Origin of the sequence: Desulfurivibrio modestus (assembly GCF_044068625.1) — a bacterium.
Classification (GTDB): domain Bacteria; phylum Desulfobacterota; class Desulfobulbia; order Desulfobulbales; family Desulfurivibrionaceae; genus Desulfurivibrio.
Genome location: NZ_JBIPKH010000005.1, coordinates 148,587 through 167,386 on the forward strand (window position 1 = coordinate 148,587; position 18,800 = coordinate 167,386).

Below are 18,800 nucleotides of genomic sequence, written 5' to 3' on the forward strand. Positions count from 1 at the left end.
CTTGGGGGGCCAGGAAGGGTGATCAGGGGGAGGCGGAAAAGATGGTGTCGATGGCGGTGGTTCCGGCCGGAATCTCCACCCCGTCCCAGACCACGCAGCGCGTTAAGGATACCCGGTCACCCAGCACCGCGTTGCTCCCCACCACCGCCCAGTCGCGCAAGGCAAGATCCCGGCCCAGGGTAAGGTCGTGACCGTAAAAAAAGGGGACGGGGGGGGAGAGGGGCGCGGGGCCGAAGCCCGGGGCCTGACCGGTCAAGAGGGCGGCATGCAGTTGGAGATAATCCGCCGGGGTGCCCATGTCGCTCCAGAAATGGTCTTTTACCACCAGGGCCCGGACCCGGCGACCGGCGGCGATCAATTGCCGGTACCAGTCGATGCTGTGGTAAAAACGGTCCGGGGGAATCAACTCCAGCAGGTCGGGGTTGATCACCTGCAGGCCGGTGAAGGCCAACCGGCCTTGCTCGCCGGCCGGGCCGAACTCGCGAATATCCCCCGCCGGCCCGACCAGGACATTGTTGTAGCGGGGGTGATCGTGCAGAACCAGGGTGGCGTCATTACCCTCCGCCCGGTGATGGGCCATGATCCGCCGGCAATCGATGTTATGCGCGATATCGCCGTTGACCACCAGCAGCGGTTCCCGGCCGAAACGCTCCCGGGCCAGCCGCAGCCCGCCACCGATACCCAGCTCCTTCTCCTCCAGCTGCACCACCAGAGCGGGTTGCCCATCCAGGGCGGCGGCGATCTGTTCCCTGAGATGATGGGCGTTGACCACCAGAAAATCAGAGCCCGCCCGCCGCAACTGTTCGATAATCAACAGCAGCAGGGGGCGATCCAACACCGGAAAGAGCGGTTTGGGCCGGACCAGGGTATGGGGCCGCAACCTGGTACCCAGGCCGGCGGCGAGGATCATTGCCTGCACGCCACCACCTTAAATCCGCAGCTGCCCATCGGGGTCTTCCGTCACCCCCACCACCACCAGACCGGCCCGATCGGCCATCTCCAGCATCTCCTGGGGATCGAAGAGCAAAGCCTGGGCGGCTTCCACCGCCAGCACCGAGGCCTTGACCGCCAGCATGGTGGCGATGGTCTGCCGGCCAATGGCCGGTAGATCGAAGCGGAAATCCTGATTGGGTTTCTTGACCTTGACCACCACCGCCTTCTCCCGGCCCAGCTCTCCCCCCCGGCGGATGGCGGCGTCGGTGCCCTCGATCGCCTCCACCGCCAGCACCGTCCGATCACGGACCACCACGCATTGCCCGATATCCAGTTCCCCCACCCGGCGGGCGATCCTCCAGCCGAACCGGATATCCTCCAGTTGTTCCGAATCGGGTTTTTTGCGACTCAAGACTCCTTGGGGGAAAAGCAGCTCCTGGAGGTAGAGGGTGGAGGCCACCACCTCGATCCCCTCTTCGGCCAGCAGGCCGGCAATGGCCCGGAGAATGGCGTCATCCTGGCGAATATCGATCCGGCTCCACAGCTTCAGGGCCTTGGTGTCGGGCCACACGTCCCGAAAAATCCGGGTCTTGGTGATGGTCCCGGCAAAAACACACTCTTTAACCCCGTGCCGGTGAAAAAAAGAGAGCAGCTTGTTGAGCTGGCCCAGCTTGACCCAGAGACAGTGGTCCGCCATCTCCTCCAGCTCGGGGGCCGACTCACCGCGATGGGCCACCGCCACCACCTCCCGTCCATGCCGCCGGGCCGCCTCGGCCACCAGCACCGGAAACTGCCCTCCCCCGGCGATTATGCCCAGCTTACTCATCGTTATCGCCACCGACCTGCCGCAAAACCCCATGGTGGGAGTTAGCGAAAAATTCCACCAGGTGACGGGACTCGGGGCATTCTCCCTGCTCCGCCAGGGCCTTTTCCAGGGCGGCGGCCAGCAGCAGCTCGGGGTGCCGGAAGATGATCTTAAAGGCCTGGTGCAGACTCTTGATCGTTTCGGGGGCAAACCCGGCCCTTTTCAGCCCCACCCGGTTGATCCCGCTGATCCGCATCTGGCCGCGAATTCCGGCCATCACCACAAAGGGCGGGATATCCTTGCTCAGTCCGCTCATGCCGCCGATATAGGTGAACCGGCCCACCCGGACAAACTGCTGGATGGCGGTCAAACCGCCGATGATCGCCCGGTCATAAATGGTGACATGACCGGCCAGGGTAACGGCATTGGCCAGGATCACCCCGTTGCCCAGCACGCAATCGTGGGCGATATGGACGTAGGCCATCAGCAGGTTGTGATCCCCCAGCCGGGTGTAACCCAGGCCCGCAGGGGTGCCGCGATGAATGGAGACATATTCGCGAATCACGTTATGGTCCCCGATGACCAGCTCGGTGGGTTCACCGTCATACTTGAGGTCCTGGGGGGGCGCCCCCACGGTGGCAAAGGGGCCGATCCGGTTGTGGGAGCCGATCCGGGTGGGGCCGCTGAGGACACAGTGGGCGCCGATCTCGCAACCGGGGCCGATCTCCACCTGGGGCCCGATCACCGTGTAGGGACCCACCGTAACGCTATCATGCAGCTTGGCGGCGGGATCAACCACCGCCGTGGGATGAACAGTCATAAAAAATACCTGTAAAGTTAGAGAAAAGGGTGGACCGGTTTAGGCCCTGGGCCGGCTGGTTTTCAGGCGAAGGTGGCCATCAGCTGGGCCTCGGTGGCCAGCGCCCCATCCACATAGGCCTTCCCTTCCATGATCCAGAAGCGGCTTTTACGTTTCAGCACCGTCAACTCATAATGGAGCTGATCGCCCGGCACCACCCGGCGCCGGAACTTGACCCCATCCAGCCCGGCGAAATAGACCAGTTTCTGGCCGATGGATTCGCTCTCGGTAAGGTAGGCCAGCAGGGCGCCGGCCTGGGCCATCCCCTCCAGGATCAGCACCCCCGGCATCACCGGCTCGCCGGGAAAGTGACCCTGGAAAAAGTTCTCGTTGATGGTGACATTTTTATAGCCTCGAATCCGCTCCCCCAGCACCAATTCGCTGATTCGATCCACCATCACAAAGGGGTAACGATGGGGCAGCTTCTCCAGAATCTGTTTAATATCCAAACCTTGCCATTCCTGCTCACTCATCACGCGGCTCCTTTGCTTTTGCTTCATCTCCAGCCGTTGCGTTTCCCGTCAGTTGCTCCACCTGCCGGCGCAGCTCCCGCAGTTCCCGTACCATCTCCGGCAGCCTTGCCGCCGCGGCACTGGCCCGCAGCCATTTTTTGTAATCGATGGCCGGATAACCGGCCACCCTGGCCCCGGCCGGCTGATTGTTGTGAACCCCCGACTGGCCCGCGACCATCACTCCATCGGCCAGTTCCAGATGGCCGGCTATTCCCGCCTGCCCCCCCAGCACCACCAGCTTGCCCAGGCGGGTACTGCCGGCAATCCCGACCTGGGCCACCAGCAGGCAGTTTTCTCCGATCTCGACATTGTGGCCAACCTGGACCAGGTTGTCGATCTTGGTGCCGGCCCCGATCACCGTCTCTCCGAAGGTGGCCCGATCGACACAGACATTGGCCCCGATCTCCACCTCATCACCGACCACCACGACCCCCTGGTGCGCCCGTTTGACATGTTTGCCCTGGGCGGTGGTGGCGTAGCCGAAGCCGTCGCTGCCGATCACGCTGCCGGCATGAATAATCACCCGGTTACCGATCCGGCAGCGGGGGTAAATGGTGACGTTGGGGTGGATCACCACCTCCTCACCGATCTCCACCTGATCGCCGATCGCCACTCCGGCGCCGATCGCCACCCGTTGCCCCAGCCGCACTCCCTTGCCCAGCACCACCAAAGGCCCAATGGTTACCTCGGCCGGCAACCGGCAACCCTCGCCGATCACCGCGCTGGGATGAATCCCGGCGGCCACGAAGGGTTGCGCGGTGAAAAAATTCTGAATCAGGGTTGCCGCCAAATAGGGATTGTCCACCCGCAGCAAGGGACGACCATCAACCGGCTCCAGCTTGCGCGGAACGATCAGGGCCGCCGCCCGGCAGGAAGCCAGCTGTTTTTGCCGTTTCAGATCGGCCAGAAAGGAGATCTCCCCGGCGCCGGCGTTTTCCAGGTCATTGAACCCGGAAATCTCAAGACTCTCTTCGCCCACGACCTCCCCGTCCACCAGGGCGGCCAGTTCCTTTAACGTTGCCATCTCGCATCACCTAAAAAAAAGGGGGGCGCTTCCGCGCATCCCGGAAACGCCCATCCATCATCAGGACTAACCACCGGCCCCAACTAAAACCGGCCCAACCGTTCAGTGTTGCCGCGGGAGGTGTCGACGCCGGCCCTCAGCCGCCATTGATCCGTTTGCGCAGGATCCCGGAGGGCTTGAAGGTGATCACCTTGCGCGGCCCGAGGATGAGCTCTGCGCCGGTTTGCGGATTGCGCCCCCGCCGCGCCTTCTTCTGTTTGACATTGAACTTACCGAAACCACTGAGCAAAAGATCATCGCCTCGACGCAGCGAATCCTTGGCGATCTCCAGGAAGGCCTCCACCACCTTGGTGGCCTGGGCCTTGGTAAGATCATGCTCCTGATACACCTGTTGAATCAGGTCGGCTTTGGTCAAGGTCATAGCTCCCTCTCCGTTCATGTCAATACGCTTTAGCGGGCTGAGCCGGAAGATCGAAATCCCGGGCTAACAGATCAAAATGACGGCTTTTTGTCAAGCATTAAGTCGCAGGGCCCCGGGACCGGCAAAACGGGCCGCCGCCCCCAGTTCGCTTTCGATCCGGAGCAGCTGGTTGTATTTGGCCACCCGGTCGGTGCGGGAGGGAGCCCCGGTTTTGATCTGACCGGTATTCAAAGCCACACTGAGATCGGCGATGGTGGTATCCTCGGTCTCCCCGGAACGGTGGGAGATCACCGCGGTGAATCCGGCCCGATGGGCCATATCCACCGCGTCGAGGGTTTCGGTGACCGTGCCGATCTGGTTGAGTTTGACCAGAATCGAGTTGGCCACCCCCTGCTTGATTCCCTTGGCCAGGATGGCGGTATTGGTGACGAAGATATCATCGCCGACGATCTGAACTTTATCCCCCAACTGTTCGGTCATGCTCTTCCAGCCCGCCCAATCGCCTTCGGCCAGGCCATCCTCGATGGAAACCAGGGGGTACTTCTTGATCCAGGAGGCGTAAAGCTTGATCAGCTCATCCGCCGATTTCTTCGGCTTCTTCTCGGCGGCCAGGACATAACACTTGGCCTTGCTGTCATAAAGCTCGCTGGCGGCCACATCCAGGGCGATGGCGATATCCTGGCCGGGCTTGTATCCGGCCTTGACGATCGCCTCCAGCAGACACTCCATGGCCTCCTCGTTGGAGCGCAGGTTGGGGGCAAAGCCGCCCTCATCGCCCACCGCCGTCTGGTGGCCGGCCTTTTTCAGCACCGCCTTGAGGGTGTGGAAGGTTTCCACTCCCATCCGCAGGGCCTCGGCGAAAGAGGGAGCCCCCAGGGGCATCACCATGAACTCCTGAACATCGACATTGTTATCGGCATGGGCCCCGCCGTTGAGCACATTCATCATCGGCACCGGCAGCACCTTGGCATTGACCCCGCCCAGGTAGCTGTAAAGGGGCAGGGCCACATCCTCGGCCGAGGCCCGCGCCACCGCCATGGAGACCCCCAAAATGGCATTGGCCCCCAATTTTTTCTTGTTTTCGGTGCCATCCAGTTCCAGCATGATCCGGTCGATCAGGACCTGCTCGCAGGATTCCAGGCCGACCAGGGTGGGGCCGATCAGGTTGTTGACGTTGGCCACCGCCGTCTCCACCCCCTTGCCCAGATAACGTTTCTTGCGGGTATCGCGGAGCTCCAGGGCCTCACGAGTGCCGGTGGAAGCGCCGGAGGGCACCAGGGCCCGGCCGCTGACCCCGGAATCGAGAAAAACCTCCACTTCCACGGTGGGATTGCCTCGCGAATCGATCACTTCCCGCCCCAGTACCCCGATAATTTCACCCATCTTACGCGCTCCTCCTGTTAGCTGATTAATTCCGGTAAAAAAATTATCCGATGGCCGCGGCCATGCTGAAAATCGGCAGATACATGGCGACCACCAGGCCACCGATCATCCCGCCCAAAAACACCATCATCAAAGGTTCAATGGCGGCGGTGAGGTTTTCCACCGCCTGATCAACCTCTTCATCATAAAAGTCGGCGATCTTGGCCAGCATGGTATCCAGCGCCCCGGTGGCTTCGCCGACGTTGATCATCTGCACCACCATGGCCGGAAAAACCCCGGTCTCGGCCAGGGGCTCGGAGATGCTGCGCCCCTCACTGATACTGTCCGTCACCCGGAACACCGCCTTCTCGATCACCTTGTTCCCGGCGGTGCGGGCCACCACGTTGAGCGATTCCAGAATGGGCACCCCGCTCTGCAGCATGGTCCCCAGGGTACGGGAAAACTTGGCCACCGCCACCCGCCGCAGCAGGGTGCCGACCACGGGCAGGCGGAGCAGCAGTTCATCGATCCGCTCCCGGCCCTTTTCGGTTTTGTAAATTTTTTTGATTCCGACAACAAGCAGAAAAACAGCGGCAATCATATAGAGGAAATAGTTTTGAGCAAACTCGCTCATGTTCACCACCATCTGGGTGGGGCCGGGCAGGGCCGAACCGAAGTCGGCGAACATCGCCTCGAAAACCGGCACCACGAAGATCAGCATCACCGCCAGTACGACGAAGGAGATGCAGATACAGATCACCGGATAGGTCATGGCCCCCTTGACCTTTTTCACCAGGGCCTGGCTCTTCTCCATGAACCCGGCCAGCCGGCTGCAGATGGTATCGAGGATACCGCCGATCTCGCCGGCCTCCATCATGTTGCAGTAAAGGCTGTCGAAAATGTCGGGGTGCTTCTTCAGGGCGTCGGCAAAGGTGGAGCCGGTTTCCACGTCGGAGCGGACGGCGCGCAGCACCTTTTTGAAGGTAGGATTCTCCTGCTGCTCGCCCAGAATCTGCAAACTCTGAACCAGGGGCAGGCCGGCGTCGATCATGGTGGAGAGCTGCCGGGTGAAGATCACCACATCCTTGCCGGTGACCTTGGGCTGAAAAAAAGGGATCTCGGCAAAGATATCCTTGGGTGCTTCCTTAAGCTGCGAGAGGGTGACCCGCATCCGCTTGAGCTGCGCCTGGGCCGCGCCCTCGTTGGGGGCCTCCAGTTTGCCTTTGCGCTTCTCACCGTAGGCGTTGACCCCTTTCCAGACATAAACCGGCATAACATCCACCCTCCCCAATGATGTTAAGGTAAAAGCGGCAATTTTTCAGGCGCCGGGCCGTTCAGGTAACCCAACTCGGCCCGATCTCCATTGGCATCAACAACTTATAGCCTATGGGCCGGCCAAAAACAAGAAGGTAAGGAGGTTGCCCCTTTTTCTTTTGACATACCCCCCCCAATCATTTATATAACGGGGTTTCACGATTTACCGGTACAGGTTCATCTCTTCCCCACGGTTACGGAGGTTAAAATTATGGCCAAGGCAGCAACTAAACAAGAAGATTTAAGCAAATACGCCAGTGGTTCGTTCCAGGCGATCATCGACAAATGCGAGGGTTGCGGGCGGATCGTGGAGGTGGAAGCCAACAAGTTCTGTCAAACCTTTACCGTTCCTTCCGCCAAATGGCGACTGGGATTCTGCAACTTCGCCACCCACGCCAAGCCCGAAATCGTCGCCGCCGCCGTCAAGATCAACCCCTTGAAGGCCTCCAAACGCGCCGCGGCCAAAAGCAAAAAGTAATTTATTGGCAGGCCGGAACCACTGCCAATTGCGTAAGCGGGTTCGGCCATTTTTGCCTTTTAAAAAACCGTCTTTCACCCTGGAAAGACGGTTTTTTTGTGTCCGCCGCCCTGAAAGGTTGCCAAGACAAATCTGAACGGTTATCGCCATGTCCGGCCTGGTCAACCTGTTACTGTTCACTCGCTACCCCCGGCCAGGGGAGGTCAAAACCCGCCTGATTCCGGCCCTGGGGGCAACGGGGGCCGCCCGCCTGCAGCGGCTTTTGTGCGAAGCGGTGGTGGACACCATCAGGGAGTTTCACCGCTCCCGCCCTCCGGGTAAAACCCGGCTTACCGTCTGCACCACCGGGGCCGACGAGAAAAAATTCAGGAGCTGGCTGGGCTCCGACCTGGAATACCGCCGGCAAGGGGCCGGCGGACTGGGAGAGCGGATGAGCAGCGCGGTGACCACTGCCCTGAACCCCGCCGACCGGCGGGGCCGCGAGAAAAAACGACCGGAGGCGGTGCTGCTGGTGGGCTCCGATCTGCCCGGACTGAATCCGGCCCTGCTCCACCAGGCCGCCGCCGCCTTACGGCAGCATGATATCGTGTTGGGTCCGGCCCGGGATGGCGGCTACTACCTGATCGGCCTGAAGGAACCCAACCCCCGCCTGTTTGCCGGCATCGCCTGGGGCACCGGGCGGGTATTGGAGCAAACCCGGGCCATCATCAAACAACTGGGGCTGCAAGCGGCCCTGCTGCCGCCGCTGTTCGATATCGACCGGCCCCAAGATCTGGCGGAGCTGACCCCTGACCACCGCTTCGCCGAACTTTTCCAGCCAGTCCCTCGGCTTTCGGTGATTATTCCCACCCTCAATGAGGCCGCCCGCATCGAAGCGACCATTGCCGCCCTGGGCCAGGGCGAGGGAGTTGAGGTTATCGTCGCCGATGGGGGCAGCCGTGACCGGACCCCGAAGCTGGCCGCCGCCGCCGGAGCCGTGGTCCTGCAGACCTCGGCCGGAAGGGCGACGCAGCAGAACATGGCCGCCGACCGGGCCCGGGGCCCTTATCTCCTTTTCCTCCATGCCGACACCCTGCCGCCCCCCGGCTACCAGCAACTGATCCGCCAGGCCCTGGGCGATCCGGCCACCGTGGCCGGCGCCTTTCGCCTGGGGATTGAGGGAGAGGGGGTCAATCTGCGCCTGATGGAGTGGGGAGCCAACCTCCGCTCCCGCCTCCGACAACTGCCCTACGGCGACCAGGGGCTCTTCATGACCAAAAGAATATTTGCTGAACTGGGAGGATTCGCCGAGCTGCCGATCATGGAGGACTACGAACTGGTGGACCGCCTGCGGCGGCGCGGCCGGGTGGTCACCCTGGCTGAGCCGGTGCTCACCGCCAGCCGCCGCTGGCAAAATCTGGGGGCCTGGCGAACCTTCCTGGTCAACCAGGCCATGGTCATAGGTTTTAAAGCTGGCATCGCCCCGGAAAAACTGGCCGCCCTTTACCGGCGCTGAACGCGGCGGCATCCGCCGGACCGGAACCGTTTCCAGACCAGCCGGCTCACTTCTTCTCGGATTTGACCTCAATCCGCCGAGCCGCTTTCTTGGCCGGAGCCCGGCGGGGCATGGTGATGGTCAGAATACCCTTCTTGAAAGCCGCCTTGATCCCATCGCGATCAACATCCTCGGGTAAACAGAGGACCCGGCGAAACGAGCCGTAGGAGCGCTCCATCCGGTAGAAATCCTTCTCCTTCTCCTCTTTCTCCTGTTTCTTTTCACCACTGACCACCAGGGTGTCCTCGCTGATTTCGATGGTCACATCCTTCTCGTCAACCCCCGGCACCTCGATGGTGATGGTGTAACTTTTGTCATCGGCCCCGATATCCACCTGGGGCTTGAGCAGCCCCGACCAGGCCGGGGCAAAATCCACCCCGCCCAAACGACCGGGGAACCCATGAAAGGCATCGGCGAACAGGCGATCCATCTCCCGATGCAGGCGCAGCAGGGGATGGGATTCCCCTCCCCGCTCTCCCGTCCCGACTTTGGCCGGCAACACCGAGCCGCCCCCTTCCTCTTCCTTTTGCAGCCAGTTCCAGGGCACAAGTTTTTTGATATCCATAACTGACCTCCTGTTGGTTGGGAATGATGAATTGATCCTCACTAATACTTAGCAGTATGTGATCAAAAAACTCGGCCTGTCAAGGGGGAAATCAGAGCCTGATAATTACATGAATTCGGGAATAAGAACCAAAGACAACAACAGCGGCCGGACAGGCCAAACCGTTACCAGCGCAAAAGACGCAGGCGCAGGGGACGGCAGGCCAACAGCAGCAGGAGGACCAGGGCGGGATACTTGAGAAGATCGGGCAGAAGTTCGCGGGTAGTTCCAATCTGGGCCGGAATGTCGAAGGCAAACCGGGTGATGATCATATCGGCCAGCAAACCGGAGGCGATGGCCGATCCCGCCACCGCCAGGGTGTAAACGGTGGTGGCGGCAAAGCCGAACTCCCGGTTAAGCACCGACAGGGTGGCGATACTGGTGATCGGTCCGGCCAGCAGCAGCACCAGGGCGGTGCCCGGCGAAACCCCGGCGACGATCAGGGCGGCGGCCACCGGGGTGGCGGCCTGGGCGCAGAGATACATGGGAATGCCGATCAGGGCCATGACCAGCATGGCGGCCGGCCCCACCGCGTACTGGGCCAGCAGACCCGGCGGGGCGATGGTGAGGAGCAGACCGGCCAACAGCAGCCCCAGCAGCAGCCACCAGGCGATATCATCCAGCACTTCGCTGAAGGAGTAGCGCAGCCCGGCCAGGGCCCGCGCCCCAAAGGAGGAGTGACCCACCACCTCCTCGCCCCCACCGGCACTACAGGAGCAGTTGGCACCGCAGGCTTCAAGGGAAGGAACGGGCCGGGCCGGGGCCGGCACCAGATTGACCAGCAGGCCGGCGGCCACGGCGCTGAAAATGGCGGCCAGGGGACGAAAGATAGCCATGAAAAGCCCCAGCAGGGCGTAGGACAGGGTCACCGAATCGACCCCCACCCCCGGGGTTCCGACCATAAAGGCGGTGGTCGCCCCCCGCGAGGCCCCGCCCCGATACAGAGCCAAACCCAGGGGGATCGCCCCGCAGGAGCAGAGGGGCAAGGGGGCGCCGATCAGGGCCGCCCGCAAAACCGGCAGCACCCCCCCTCCCCCCAGCCAGCGCTGCAAAATTCCCTCGGGAATCCAGGCCTTGATCAGGCCGGCAACCAAGAGCCCCAGCAGCAGCCAGGGGGCGGCATCCAGGGCGATGGCCAGCAAATTGCCGCCCAGGGTGGTTAACAAACCGGCGGCACTCACCTATTTTTTCCGGACCAGCAGGGACCAGGCGCCATCGGCCAGCTGTTTTTTGGCCAGCAACTGGTGACCCTCCTTCTCCACCGAGCCCGGGACGTTGTTGATGGGGGGGCCGTCATCCAGGATTATTTCCAGAACATCGCCGGAGTTAAGCTCCGCCATGGCGACCTTGGTGTAAACCAGGTTCATGGGACAGCCCACCCCCCGCAGATTCTTTTCAGCCGCGATCTCAATCTTCTCTGCCATGGCTTTTTCCGTCCTTGGTTTTTTCTGTCCTTGTTCAGCTTTGCCTAGGGTTCAGGCCACCACCTCCAGGGGAAGCTCCACCACCTCACCCCGGTTGATCCTGAAGGCCCGCACCGGGTCGGTCCCCTCCACCAGGGATACGATAACATAAGCGGTATTGGGGTCATTGGCCAGCCGAATATCTTCCTCCGACGGCCGGGCCGGAGTTTCGGGATGGCTGTGGTAAACCGCCGCCGGCTGCAGCCCCTCATCCCGCATCCGGCGAATGGCGGCAAACTGCTCGGCCGGGTCCATGGTGAAGTGATCGGGGGCGGCATCCCGGTTGGTCAACTCGAAATGGCGGCAAACCACCCCTTCCCGGGCGGCGAGATAACCACAGGCTTCGTTGGGCATCTCCCGGCGGCCATGGGCCAGCATCGCCTCCAGAACGGGGCGTTCAATCTTAATGGTCATCCTGTTGAATCCCCCACTTATTTAAGGGCGCAAACCGCCTGGTCGTAATCGACCAGGCGGGTGATGGTGGGGTTGGCCCCACAGATCGGGCAGTTCTCCTGCCGGCGCAGGGGAATGCGCCGGAAGCTCATATCCAGGGCGTTGAAGGTGAGGAGGGCATCGGTGAGCAGGGTCCCCACGCCGGTGGCATGCTTGAGGGCCTCCGCCGCCTGGATGGTGCCCAGCATGCCGGCAATGGCCCCCAGCACCCCGGCCTGGGAACAGGTGGGTACCGCGTCGGGGGGCGGGGGCTGCCGGAAGGCGCAGCGGTAACAGGCGGACTGGCCCGGCACCACGGTCATGGTCTGCCCGTCGAACCTGAGGATCCCGCCATGGGAAAAAGCGATCCCCTCCATCACGCAGGCGTCGTTGACCAGGAACTTGGTGGGGAAGTTGTCGGTGCCGTCGATGACGAAATCATAATCTTTGATCACGGAACGGATATTGTCGGCACAGAGCAGCATCTTATGGGTTATCACCCGGATATCGGGATTGATGGCGGTCATCTTTTCCGCCGCCGATGCCACCTTCTCCCGGCCCACATCCTTGGTGTGGTGGGCGATCTGGCGCTGGAGATTGGAGAGATCGACCACGTCACCGTCAACGATGCCGATGGTCCCCACCCCGGCCGCCGCCAGATAGAGGGCGGCCGGCGATCCCAGCCCCCCGGCCCCGACGATCAGCACCTTGGCGTCACAAATTTTATCCTGCCCCTCGACACCGATCTGCTGCAGGATGATATGGCGGCTGTAACGCTCAAGCTGTTCCGGCGAATAACGCATAGCTGTTCACTCCTTATATTTTTTAGGACAGGGCCTGGGCGATATCGTCCCGCAGATCGGCGAAATCTTCAATTCCGGCCGAAATCCGGACCATCCCCTCGGAAACCCCCATCTTCTCCCTTTCCTCCGGGGAAAACTCGGTGAAGATGGTGGAGGCGGGGTGGATCGCCAGGGTCTTGTTGTCGTTGATGTTGGTGGCCCGGCAAATCAACCGCAACTTATCGAGAAAGGCGAAGCAGGAGTCCCGGTCGGCCAGTTCAAAGGTCAGGATTCCCCCAAATCGGCCATTAAACTGCCGCCGGGCCAGCTCGTGGTCCGGATGAGAGGCCAGGCCGGGATAGACCACCCGCCTGACCGCCGACTGCCCCTGGAGAAACTCGGCCAGGGCCTGGGCGTTGACGCAGCTCTTATCCACCCGCAGGGCCAGGGTCTCCAGCCCCAGGGTTTGCAGATAGGCGTTGTGGGGGGCCAGACAGGCCCCGATATTGCGGGAAATCTCCCGGCGCAGGGCCACCAGCAGGGCAAAGGGGCCGAAGCTTTTGGCAAAAGCAGCCAGCCGGGGCGAGCGACTCCAGTCAAAGCGGCCATGATCGATGATCAACCCGCCCACCGAGGAGCCGCCGCCGGAGATATATTTGGTGCTGGAGACCAGCTCGATATCGGCGCCCAGCTCTCCGGCCCGGCAAAGGTAAAAGGTGGTGGCGGTGTTGTCGAGAATCAGGGGCACTCCCCGCCCATGGGCCAATTCCGCCAGGGCGGCCAGGTCGCAGACTTCCAGCTGGGGGTTGCTGACGCTTTCCAGAAAAAGGGCCCGGGTGTCCTGATCGATGGCCGCCGCCACGGCATCCCGGTCGGTCATGTCGACAAAACGGGCCTCCAGGCCCCAGGGCCGCAGGGTCTGGGCCAACAGCGAGATGGTGTTACCAAAGAGCGAACGCCCGGCCACGATATTGCTGCCCGCCCCCCCCAGGGCCATGATCACCGTGGAGATGGCGGCCATCCCCGAGGCCAGGGCCACCACCCCCCGCCCGCCGGCCAGGGCTTGAACCCGGCGTTCAAACTCCTCGACGGTGGGATTGGTTATCCGGGAGTAGGAGTGGGCCGGCTTGCGCCCCGAGAAGGCATCGGCGATCTCCCGGGCGCTGGCAAAGGCGAAGGAGACGGTATCGTGGACCGGCGGCCGCAGATCGCCATGCTGCTCCCGCCGCGAGTCTGCCGGCGGCGGGCCATGGACCGCCCGGGTGGAAAAACCGCTCACCGAGCGCCGCCGCCCATAAAATAAAGAAACTCGACGCTGTCTCCCTCCTGGAGCAGGCGCGAATCAAACTCACCTTTGTCGACAAAGGCGCCGTTAACCTGCACCGCCACCATCTCCGGGGACTCAACCTGCTGCTCCCGCAGGACCTTGGCCACGTTGAGTTGATCCGCGGCAAAAGTTTTCTGTTCACCGTTAACCATTATCTGCATGCCGATACTCCTTTGATTCCGCGATCAAACGCTTGATTTTAAGCTTCTGATTGCCGGTAAAAAAACCGCCAATCCGTCAATTTTTTATTTTGTGAAAGAGTCCGCTATATATTCCATGTCAACGGCTACTTTTCAAGGGAAATAAGCCAAAAAAGCACAACCGCCCACTCCGCCCACCCATGTTACATGGTGGCAGTAAAATCAACGATCGCCGGCACCGTTAGGATACCCCGCCCCGGCAAGCAGGGGACAAACCAGCCGAACCGCCCACTCAGTATATTGTTTTTTCTATTTTTTTCGTTAAGATAGCGACAATCGGTCATGATCCTGAAAGGAGGGGTAAATGAAAATAGCCAGCGCGGGCAGCATCAAGCCGGATTCCCGGGCTGCGGTCCGGGAGGCCTGCGATACCCTGCTCCACAAACTTGGCACCCCGCCCACCATGGTTTTTGCCCACTGGTCCATTGCCCATTCAGCCCAGACGGTGGGAGAAGAGATCGCCCGGCGGTTCCCGGATTGCCGCTTCCATGGCGCCAGCTCCTGCCGGGGGGCGATGACCGAGGAAGGGATCCTGTTCAAAGATGGTCATGGCCTGGCACTCTTGGGGGTAGCCGATCCCGGGGGAGCTTACGGCGTGGCCAGCCGGGGTTTTGCCGACAACCCCAGACAAAGCGCGGCCCGGGCGGTCCTGGAGGCCATTGCCGACGCCGGCCGCCCCGGCGAAATGCCCGACCTGGTTCGCCTCCTCTCCACCCCCGGGCGGGAGAGCGAGGTGCTGGCCGGCATTGAGGATGTGCTGGGACCGGGAATAGCGATCATCGGGGGCAGCGCCGCCGACAACGAGGTCCGCGGCGAGTGGAAAATCATCTCCGCCGGCAGCTGCATCGGCCAGGGGTTATCGGTCGGGGTGCTCTACCCCTCAACTCCCGTCTACTTCTCATTCCATAATGGTTACAGTCCCACCGACCACCGGGGAACGGTCACCGCCACCCATGGCCGGACAATCACCTCCATCGACCACCGGCCCGCCGCCCAGGTTTACAATGAGTGGACCAAGGGGCTGATCGGCCACGTTTTACCGGCCGGAGGCCCGGTCCTCAACGCCACCACCCTCAATCCCCTGGGCCGGGTGGTGGGCCATATCGGTTCAGTCCCCTATTTCAACCTGGCCCATCCCGATCGAGTCTCCGCCGATGGCAGCCTCAGTACCTTTGCCGATATCAACCCCGGCGAAGAGCTGGTCCTGATGCAGGGAACCGTGGAAACCCTGATCTCCCGGGCCGGACGGGTGGCCCAGGCCGCCAGCCAGGGCGGTCACATCCCCCCGGAACAGATCAGCGGCGCTCTGGTGACCTACTGCGCCGGCTGCATGCTGACCGTGAAGGAGAGGATCGACGAGGTGGTTACCTCCCTGAACCAGGCCATGGCCAACCGCCCCTTTCTGGGCTCCTTCACCTTCGGCGAGCAGGGCTGCTTCACCGGCGGCGAAAACCGGCACGGCAACCTGATGATCTCGGTAATAATTTTCAGCGGACCCGCCGACCATGGCCAGCGATGAGATCCTGCGCGAGGCCTTGGTCGACCTGGCCAAGGCCCGCGAATTTGAAGCACGGCAACGCCGCGAATCGGAAGCCCTGCTGGCCGGTCTGCGGGTCCTGATCAAGCCCATGGAAAGCTCCAGGATGTTTAAGGAGTTGCTGGAGGTGATGCAAAAGGTCCTGGATTTCGCCGGGGCCTTTGTCCTCCAGAGCCGGCCCGACGGCTCGCTGCTGGCCACCGTGGCCACCGACGATCTCTTTCTCCATCGCCGCTGGCAGCCGGCGGCCATGTTCCGGCGGGTACTGAGCCACGCCGCCACCACCGTTTTCGACGTGAAGATGGTGGAGGAGTGGCGGGAACAGCCCCCGGAGCTGCTGGCCGGGGTGGGCTCCGCCCTCCATGTTCCCTTACGGGGTGGCGATCAGGCCGCCATCCTGGTCTGCACCCATCCCCAACGCAGCCACTTCGCCCGGGCCCACCAACGGCTGGCGGAAAACTTCTCCACCTTGGCCTCCCAGGCCCTGCTCAACGCCGAGCGGCAGCAGATGGAAGCCCAGCTTTTCCAGGCCCGCAAGATGGAGGCCCTGGGAATTCTGGCCGGCGGCATTGCCCATGATTTCAACAACATCCTGACCCCGATCCTGATCCATTCCCAAATGGCCACCCTGGAGGCGGGCAGCAACCCCGCCCTGCAAAAAAGTCTGAGCCAGATCGAACAGGCCGCCGAGCGGGCCGGCAAGCTGATCCACCAGATTCTCGACTTCAACCGCCAGGGCAAGCACGATCCCCGACCGATCCATCTGGGCCCGGTGATCAAGGAGGCGATTAAGTTTCTGCGCGCCACCATTGCTCCAAACATTGAAATTGAGTACAAGCAGAAAGGAGCAAACGATCTGGTGGCCGCCGACCCCACCCAGATGCTGCAGGTGGTTATGAACCTGGCCATCAACGCCGCCCATGCCATGCGCAAAAAGGGGGGCAAGCTGACCATTGAGCTGGGGGCCGCCGCCCAGCCCGCCCCCCTGCCGCCGGAAGCCGCCAATCAGCCAGGCTGGCTGCAGCTGACGGTGACCGACAACGGACCGGGGATCGCGGCCGCAAATCTTAATCGGATCTTCGACCCCTTTTTCACCACCAAGGCCAAGGGGGAGGGCTCGGGGATGGGCCTGGCGGTGGCCCAGGGCATTATCAGCAAACATGGCGGTACCATCAGGGCATACAGCGAGCCGGGCCAGGGGGCGTGCTTTGAGATTCTGCTGCCGGAGATCACCGGCCCCACCCAGGCCGGGGAAGAGCAGGTGAGTTTCCCGGCCATGCCCGGCGGCAGCGAAAAGATTCTCTTTGTCGATGATGAGCTGCCGGTGATCAAGGCTTTCGTGCCGATGCTGGAACGGCTGGGCTACCGGGTGAGCACCGCCGTCAATGGCGAAGACGCCCTGCGGCTGATCGCCCGCCAGCCGCTCAAATATGATCTGCTGATCACCGACTACAACATGCCTGGTATCAACGGGGAAGAGTTGGCGGCCAGGGCGGTCAAACTCAACCCCCAGCTGCCGGTCATTCTCTGTACCGGCTTTGCCGGCCCGCTCAGCGAAGCCCACCGCCACGGACGAAATATCGCCGCCTGGATGACCAAACCCTTCCGCATGAGCGAATTCGCCGTCACCATCCGCCAAGCCCTGGCAACCGAGAAAAAATAACGGATCGACTGATATGGCCAAAGTTCTGGTGATCGATGACGATAAAATGATCTGCGACACCCTCCAGACCCTGATCAACTCCCAGGGCCACGAAACCGCCGGCGCCCTGACTCTGAAGGAGGGCCGGGCGCGACTGCGCGAAATGGCCCCCGACCTGATCTTTCTGGATGTCAACCTCCCCGACGGCAGCGGCCTGGAGGCGGTGGCCGAACTGCGCCGGACCCCGCCCCACCCCGAAGTTATCATCATCACCGGGGAGGGCGGACCGGACAACGCGGCCCTGGCCATGAAAAGCGACGCCTGGGATTATGTGCGCAAACCCCTCTCGATGCAGGCCGTGCTGCTGCCCCTGACCCGAGCCCTTCAGTACCGGGAGGAGAAGGCCTCGCGAACCTCCCGCCAGGTTCTGCGGCGCCCGGAGATCATCGGCAACGGCCCGGAAATCCTCTCCTGCCTGGACCTGGTGGCCAAGGCCGCCGGCACCGAGGCCAGCGTGCTGATCAGCGGCGAAACCGGTACCGGCAAGGAGCTCTTCGCCCGGGCCATTCACGCCAACAGCGATCGGGCCGAGCAAAACTTCGTGGTGGTGGATTGCGCCGCCCTCCCCGCCACCCTGGTGGAAAGCATCCTTTTCGGCCACGAAAAAGGAACCTTTACCGGGGCCGATCTGGCCCGGGAAGGCCTTTTACTTCAAGCTCACCAGGGCACTCTTTTCCTGGACGAGATCGGCGAGCTCCCCCTGGAATCCCAGGTGCGCCTGCTCAGGGTGCTGCAGGAGCAGCGTTTTCGCCCCATCGGCAGCACCAGCGAGGTGGAAAGCCGGTTCCGGGTGGTGGCCGCCACCAACCGCGACCTCGATGAGATGGCCGAAGCCGGAACCTTCCGGCGGGATCTGCTTTTCCGGCTCCGAGGCTTTGCCATCGAACTTCCGCCCCTGCGCCGGCGGGGTGATGATCTCAGCGAACTGACCATGTCCCAGCTGGCCAAACTCAGCCGCCACTATCGAATCCCCACCAAGGGGGTCTGCCCCGGATTCATGGAAACCCTGCGGGAATATGACTGGCCGGGCAATGTCCGCGAACTGTTCAACGCCCTGGGCTCGGCCTTCGCCCAGGCCAAGGACGATCCCACCCTCTTTTCCATGCACCTGCCCGCCGATATCCGGGCCAGCGCCAAATCCAGACAGGTCAGGGCCGAATCCCGCGCCCAACTCCCCTCCTGCCCGGTCGCGCCCCAACCCTCATCCCTGCCCACCCTCCAGCATGTTCGGGAGGAGGCCCTGGAAAGGGCGGAACAGCGCTACCTCAACGACCTGCTTGGCCTGACCGAAGGCAACATGGAAAAGGCCTGCGCCATCTCGGGCCTCTCCCGCTCCCAGCTTTACCGGATCATGCAAAAACACCGAATCAAGCGGTAAAAATAACGCCATGCTGTCGCATGAAACGCGAAAAGTCGCGGCAACGGCGAATCCCGGAACTCCCACCAACCCGGACCAAAACCGGAGCCCTGCAACCAACCCCTTGAATTAAAAGGCAATTAACATAAAACAC

The 18,800-nt window shown here is 62.2% G+C and carries 20 protein-coding genes; 5 read left to right on the forward strand and 15 right to left on the reverse strand.

The genetic code is table 11. The features are described from left to right. Window positions 1-22: 22 nt before the first annotated feature. The 8 genes from ACHHRT_RS05180 to ACHHRT_RS05215 form a co-directional block, all read right to left on the reverse strand. Window positions 23-910 (reverse strand): sugar phosphate nucleotidyltransferase, encoded by an 888-nt coding sequence (locus tag ACHHRT_RS05180; protein ID WP_395498432.1) that lies wholly within the window; start codon window positions 908-910, stop codon window positions 23-25. 18 nt (window positions 911-928) lie between these two features. Beyond that, window positions 929-1,759: an LpxI family protein gene (locus ACHHRT_RS05185; RefSeq protein ID WP_395498394.1), complete on the reverse strand. Its 831-nt coding sequence runs from the start codon at window positions 1,757-1,759 to the stop codon at window positions 929-931. Beyond that, complete coding sequence (gene lpxA / locus ACHHRT_RS05190) at window positions 1,752-2,558, reverse strand: acyl-ACP--UDP-N-acetylglucosamine O-acyltransferase (protein WP_395498396.1); 807 nt, start codon at window positions 2,556-2,558, stop codon at window positions 1,752-1,754. Before lpxA ends, ACHHRT_RS05185 begins: the two co-directional genes overlap by 8 nt. Window positions 2,559-2,620: 62 nt before the next feature. Further along, window positions 2,621-3,070 carry a 3-hydroxyacyl-ACP dehydratase FabZ gene (gene fabZ / locus ACHHRT_RS05195; RefSeq protein ID WP_395498398.1) on the reverse strand — a complete coding sequence of 150 codons (450 nt, stop codon included), beginning with the start codon at window positions 3,068-3,070 and terminating at the stop codon, window positions 2,621-2,623. Then, complete coding sequence (gene lpxD / locus ACHHRT_RS05200) at window positions 3,063-4,133, reverse strand: UDP-3-O-(3-hydroxymyristoyl)glucosamine N-acyltransferase (protein WP_395498400.1); 1,071 nt, start codon at window positions 4,131-4,133, stop codon at window positions 3,063-3,065. Before lpxD ends, fabZ begins: the two co-directional genes overlap by 8 nt. A 136-nt stretch (window positions 4,134-4,269) precedes the next feature. Continuing rightward, window positions 4,270-4,554 (reverse strand): integration host factor subunit alpha, encoded by a 285-nt coding sequence (locus ACHHRT_RS05205; protein ID WP_395498402.1) that lies wholly within the window; start codon window positions 4,552-4,554, stop codon window positions 4,270-4,272. A 90-nt stretch (window positions 4,555-4,644) separates the two neighbouring features. After that, on the reverse strand, window positions 4,645-5,937 hold the full coding sequence (gene eno / locus ACHHRT_RS05210) for a phosphopyruvate hydratase (protein ID WP_395498404.1): 1,293 nt from the start codon (window positions 5,935-5,937) through the stop codon (window positions 4,645-4,647). Window positions 5,938-5,980: 43 nt separating this feature from the next. Beyond that, window positions 5,981-7,189, reverse strand: a complete 1,209-nt coding sequence (locus ACHHRT_RS05215; RefSeq protein ID WP_395498406.1) for a type II secretion system F family protein — start codon at window positions 7,187-7,189, stop codon at window positions 5,981-5,983. Window positions 7,190-7,441: 252 nt separating this feature from the next. On the opposite strand from ACHHRT_RS05215, the gene ACHHRT_RS05220 reads away from it, so the two are divergent. Both ACHHRT_RS05220 and ACHHRT_RS05225 read left to right on the forward strand, forming a co-directional pair. After that, window positions 7,442-7,708 carry a PxxKW family cysteine-rich protein gene (locus ACHHRT_RS05220; protein WP_395498408.1) on the forward strand — a complete coding sequence of 89 codons (267 nt, stop codon included), beginning with the start codon at window positions 7,442-7,444 and terminating at the stop codon, window positions 7,706-7,708. 148 nt (window positions 7,709-7,856) lie between these two features. Next, entirely contained in the window at window positions 7,857-9,203 is a 1,347-nt protein-coding gene (locus tag ACHHRT_RS05225; RefSeq protein ID WP_395498410.1) for a TIGR04283 family arsenosugar biosynthesis glycosyltransferase, read from the forward strand. 46 nt (window positions 9,204-9,249) lie between these two features. Here the strand turns inward: ACHHRT_RS05225 and ACHHRT_RS05230 are convergent, their stop codons facing one another. The 7 genes from ACHHRT_RS05230 to thiS all read right to left on the reverse strand — a co-directional run bounded on the left by ACHHRT_RS05230 (window position 9,250) and on the right by thiS (window position 14,011). Then, window positions 9,250-9,807 carry an Hsp20/alpha crystallin family protein gene (locus ACHHRT_RS05230; RefSeq protein WP_395498412.1) on the reverse strand — a complete coding sequence of 186 codons (558 nt, stop codon included), beginning with the start codon at window positions 9,805-9,807 and terminating at the stop codon, window positions 9,250-9,252. A 164-nt stretch (window positions 9,808-9,971) separates the two neighbouring features. After that, window positions 9,972-11,012 carry an SO_0444 family Cu/Zn efflux transporter gene (locus ACHHRT_RS05235; RefSeq protein ID WP_395498434.1) on the reverse strand — a complete coding sequence of 347 codons (1,041 nt, stop codon included), beginning with the start codon at window positions 11,010-11,012 and terminating at the stop codon, window positions 9,972-9,974. Window positions 11,013-11,027: 15 nt separating this feature from the next. Continuing rightward, the gene (locus ACHHRT_RS05240; RefSeq protein ID WP_395498414.1) at window positions 11,028-11,270 is read right to left on the reverse strand and encodes a sulfurtransferase TusA family protein; all 243 of its coding nucleotides are present in this window, start codon (window positions 11,268-11,270) and stop codon (window positions 11,028-11,030) included. A 51-nt stretch (window positions 11,271-11,321) separates the two neighbouring features. Beyond that, window positions 11,322-11,723, reverse strand: a complete 402-nt coding sequence (locus tag ACHHRT_RS05245; protein ID WP_395498416.1) for a M67 family metallopeptidase — start codon at window positions 11,721-11,723, stop codon at window positions 11,322-11,324. 17 nt (window positions 11,724-11,740) lie between these two features. Beyond that, complete coding sequence (locus ACHHRT_RS05250; protein ID WP_395498417.1) at window positions 11,741-12,544, reverse strand: HesA/MoeB/ThiF family protein; 804 nt, start codon at window positions 12,542-12,544, stop codon at window positions 11,741-11,743. 22 nt (window positions 12,545-12,566) lie between these two features. Beyond that, the gene (locus tag ACHHRT_RS05255) at window positions 12,567-13,802 is read right to left on the reverse strand and encodes a PLP-dependent transferase (protein WP_395498419.1); all 1,236 of its coding nucleotides are present in this window, start codon (window positions 13,800-13,802) and stop codon (window positions 12,567-12,569) included. Next, entirely contained in the window at window positions 13,799-14,011 is a 213-nt protein-coding gene (gene thiS, locus ACHHRT_RS05260; protein WP_395498421.1) for a sulfur carrier protein ThiS, read from the reverse strand. The genes ACHHRT_RS05255 and thiS overlap by 4 nt, the downstream gene beginning before the upstream one ends. 343 nt (window positions 14,012-14,354) lie before the next feature. On the opposite strand from thiS, the gene ACHHRT_RS05265 reads away from it, so the two are divergent. The 3 genes from ACHHRT_RS05265 to ACHHRT_RS05275 are packed head-to-tail and all read left to right on the forward strand — an operon-like array spanning window position 14,355 to window position 18,667. Further along, a complete protein-coding gene (locus tag ACHHRT_RS05265) occupies window positions 14,355-15,569 on the forward strand; it encodes an FIST signal transduction protein (RefSeq protein WP_395498423.1) in 1,215 nt (404 codons plus the stop codon). After that, the gene (locus ACHHRT_RS05270; RefSeq protein ID WP_395498424.1) at window positions 15,556-17,250 is read left to right on the forward strand and encodes a hybrid sensor histidine kinase/response regulator; all 1,695 of its coding nucleotides are present in this window, start codon (window positions 15,556-15,558) and stop codon (window positions 17,248-17,250) included. Before ACHHRT_RS05265 ends, ACHHRT_RS05270 begins: the two co-directional genes overlap by 14 nt. Window positions 17,251-17,263: 13 nt before the next feature. Then, window positions 17,264-18,667 (forward strand): sigma-54-dependent transcriptional regulator, encoded by a 1,404-nt coding sequence (locus ACHHRT_RS05275; protein WP_395498426.1) that lies wholly within the window; start codon window positions 17,264-17,266, stop codon window positions 18,665-18,667. The last annotated feature ends 133 nt before the right edge of the window (window positions 18,668-18,800 follow it).

Excerpts from the sequence above, each read along its gene's own strand:
- ACHHRT_RS05180 (WP_395498432.1), bottom strand. The coding sequence starts at position 910 with ATGATCCTCGCCGCCGGCCTGGGTACCAGGTTGCGGCCCCATACCCTG.
- ACHHRT_RS05185 (WP_395498394.1), bottom strand. The coding sequence starts at position 1,759 with ATGAGTAAGCTGGGCATAATCGCCGGGGGAGGGCAGTTTCCGGTGCTG.
- lpxA (WP_395498396.1), bottom strand. The coding sequence starts at position 2,558 with ATGACTGTTCATCCCACGGCGGTGGTTGATCCCGCCGCCAAGCTGCAT.
- fabZ (WP_395498398.1), bottom strand. The coding sequence starts at position 3,070 with ATGAGTGAGCAGGAATGGCAAGGTTTGGATATTAAACAGATTCTGGAG.
- lpxD (WP_395498400.1), bottom strand. The coding sequence starts at position 4,133 with ATGGCAACGTTAAAGGAACTGGCCGCCCTGGTGGACGGGGAGGTCGTG.
- ACHHRT_RS05205 (WP_395498402.1), bottom strand. The coding sequence starts at position 4,554 with ATGACCTTGACCAAAGCCGACCTGATTCAACAGGTGTATCAGGAGCAT.
- eno (WP_395498404.1), bottom strand. The coding sequence starts at position 5,937 with ATGGGTGAAATTATCGGGGTACTGGGGCGGGAAGTGATCGATTCGCGA.
- ACHHRT_RS05215 (WP_395498406.1), bottom strand. The coding sequence starts at position 7,189 with ATGCCGGTTTATGTCTGGAAAGGGGTCAACGCCTACGGTGAGAAGCGC.
- ACHHRT_RS05220 (WP_395498408.1), top strand. The coding sequence starts at position 7,442 with ATGGCCAAGGCAGCAACTAAACAAGAAGATTTAAGCAAATACGCCAGT.
- ACHHRT_RS05225 (WP_395498410.1), top strand. The coding sequence starts at position 7,857 with ATGTCCGGCCTGGTCAACCTGTTACTGTTCACTCGCTACCCCCGGCCA.
- ACHHRT_RS05230 (WP_395498412.1), bottom strand. The coding sequence starts at position 9,807 with ATGGATATCAAAAAACTTGTGCCCTGGAACTGGCTGCAAAAGGAAGAG.
- ACHHRT_RS05240 (WP_395498414.1), bottom strand. The coding sequence starts at position 11,270 with ATGGCAGAGAAGATTGAGATCGCGGCTGAAAAGAATCTGCGGGGGGTG.
- ACHHRT_RS05245 (WP_395498416.1), bottom strand. The coding sequence starts at position 11,723 with ATGACCATTAAGATTGAACGCCCCGTTCTGGAGGCGATGCTGGCCCAT.
- ACHHRT_RS05250 (WP_395498417.1), bottom strand. The coding sequence starts at position 12,544 with ATGCGTTATTCGCCGGAACAGCTTGAGCGTTACAGCCGCCATATCATC.
- thiS (WP_395498421.1), bottom strand. The coding sequence starts at position 14,011 with ATGCAGATAATGGTTAACGGTGAACAGAAAACTTTTGCCGCGGATCAA.
- ACHHRT_RS05265 (WP_395498423.1), top strand. The coding sequence starts at position 14,355 with ATGAAAATAGCCAGCGCGGGCAGCATCAAGCCGGATTCCCGGGCTGCG.
- ACHHRT_RS05270 (WP_395498424.1), top strand. The coding sequence starts at position 15,556 with ATGGCCAGCGATGAGATCCTGCGCGAGGCCTTGGTCGACCTGGCCAAG.
- ACHHRT_RS05275 (WP_395498426.1), top strand. The coding sequence starts at position 17,264 with ATGGCCAAAGTTCTGGTGATCGATGACGATAAAATGATCTGCGACACC.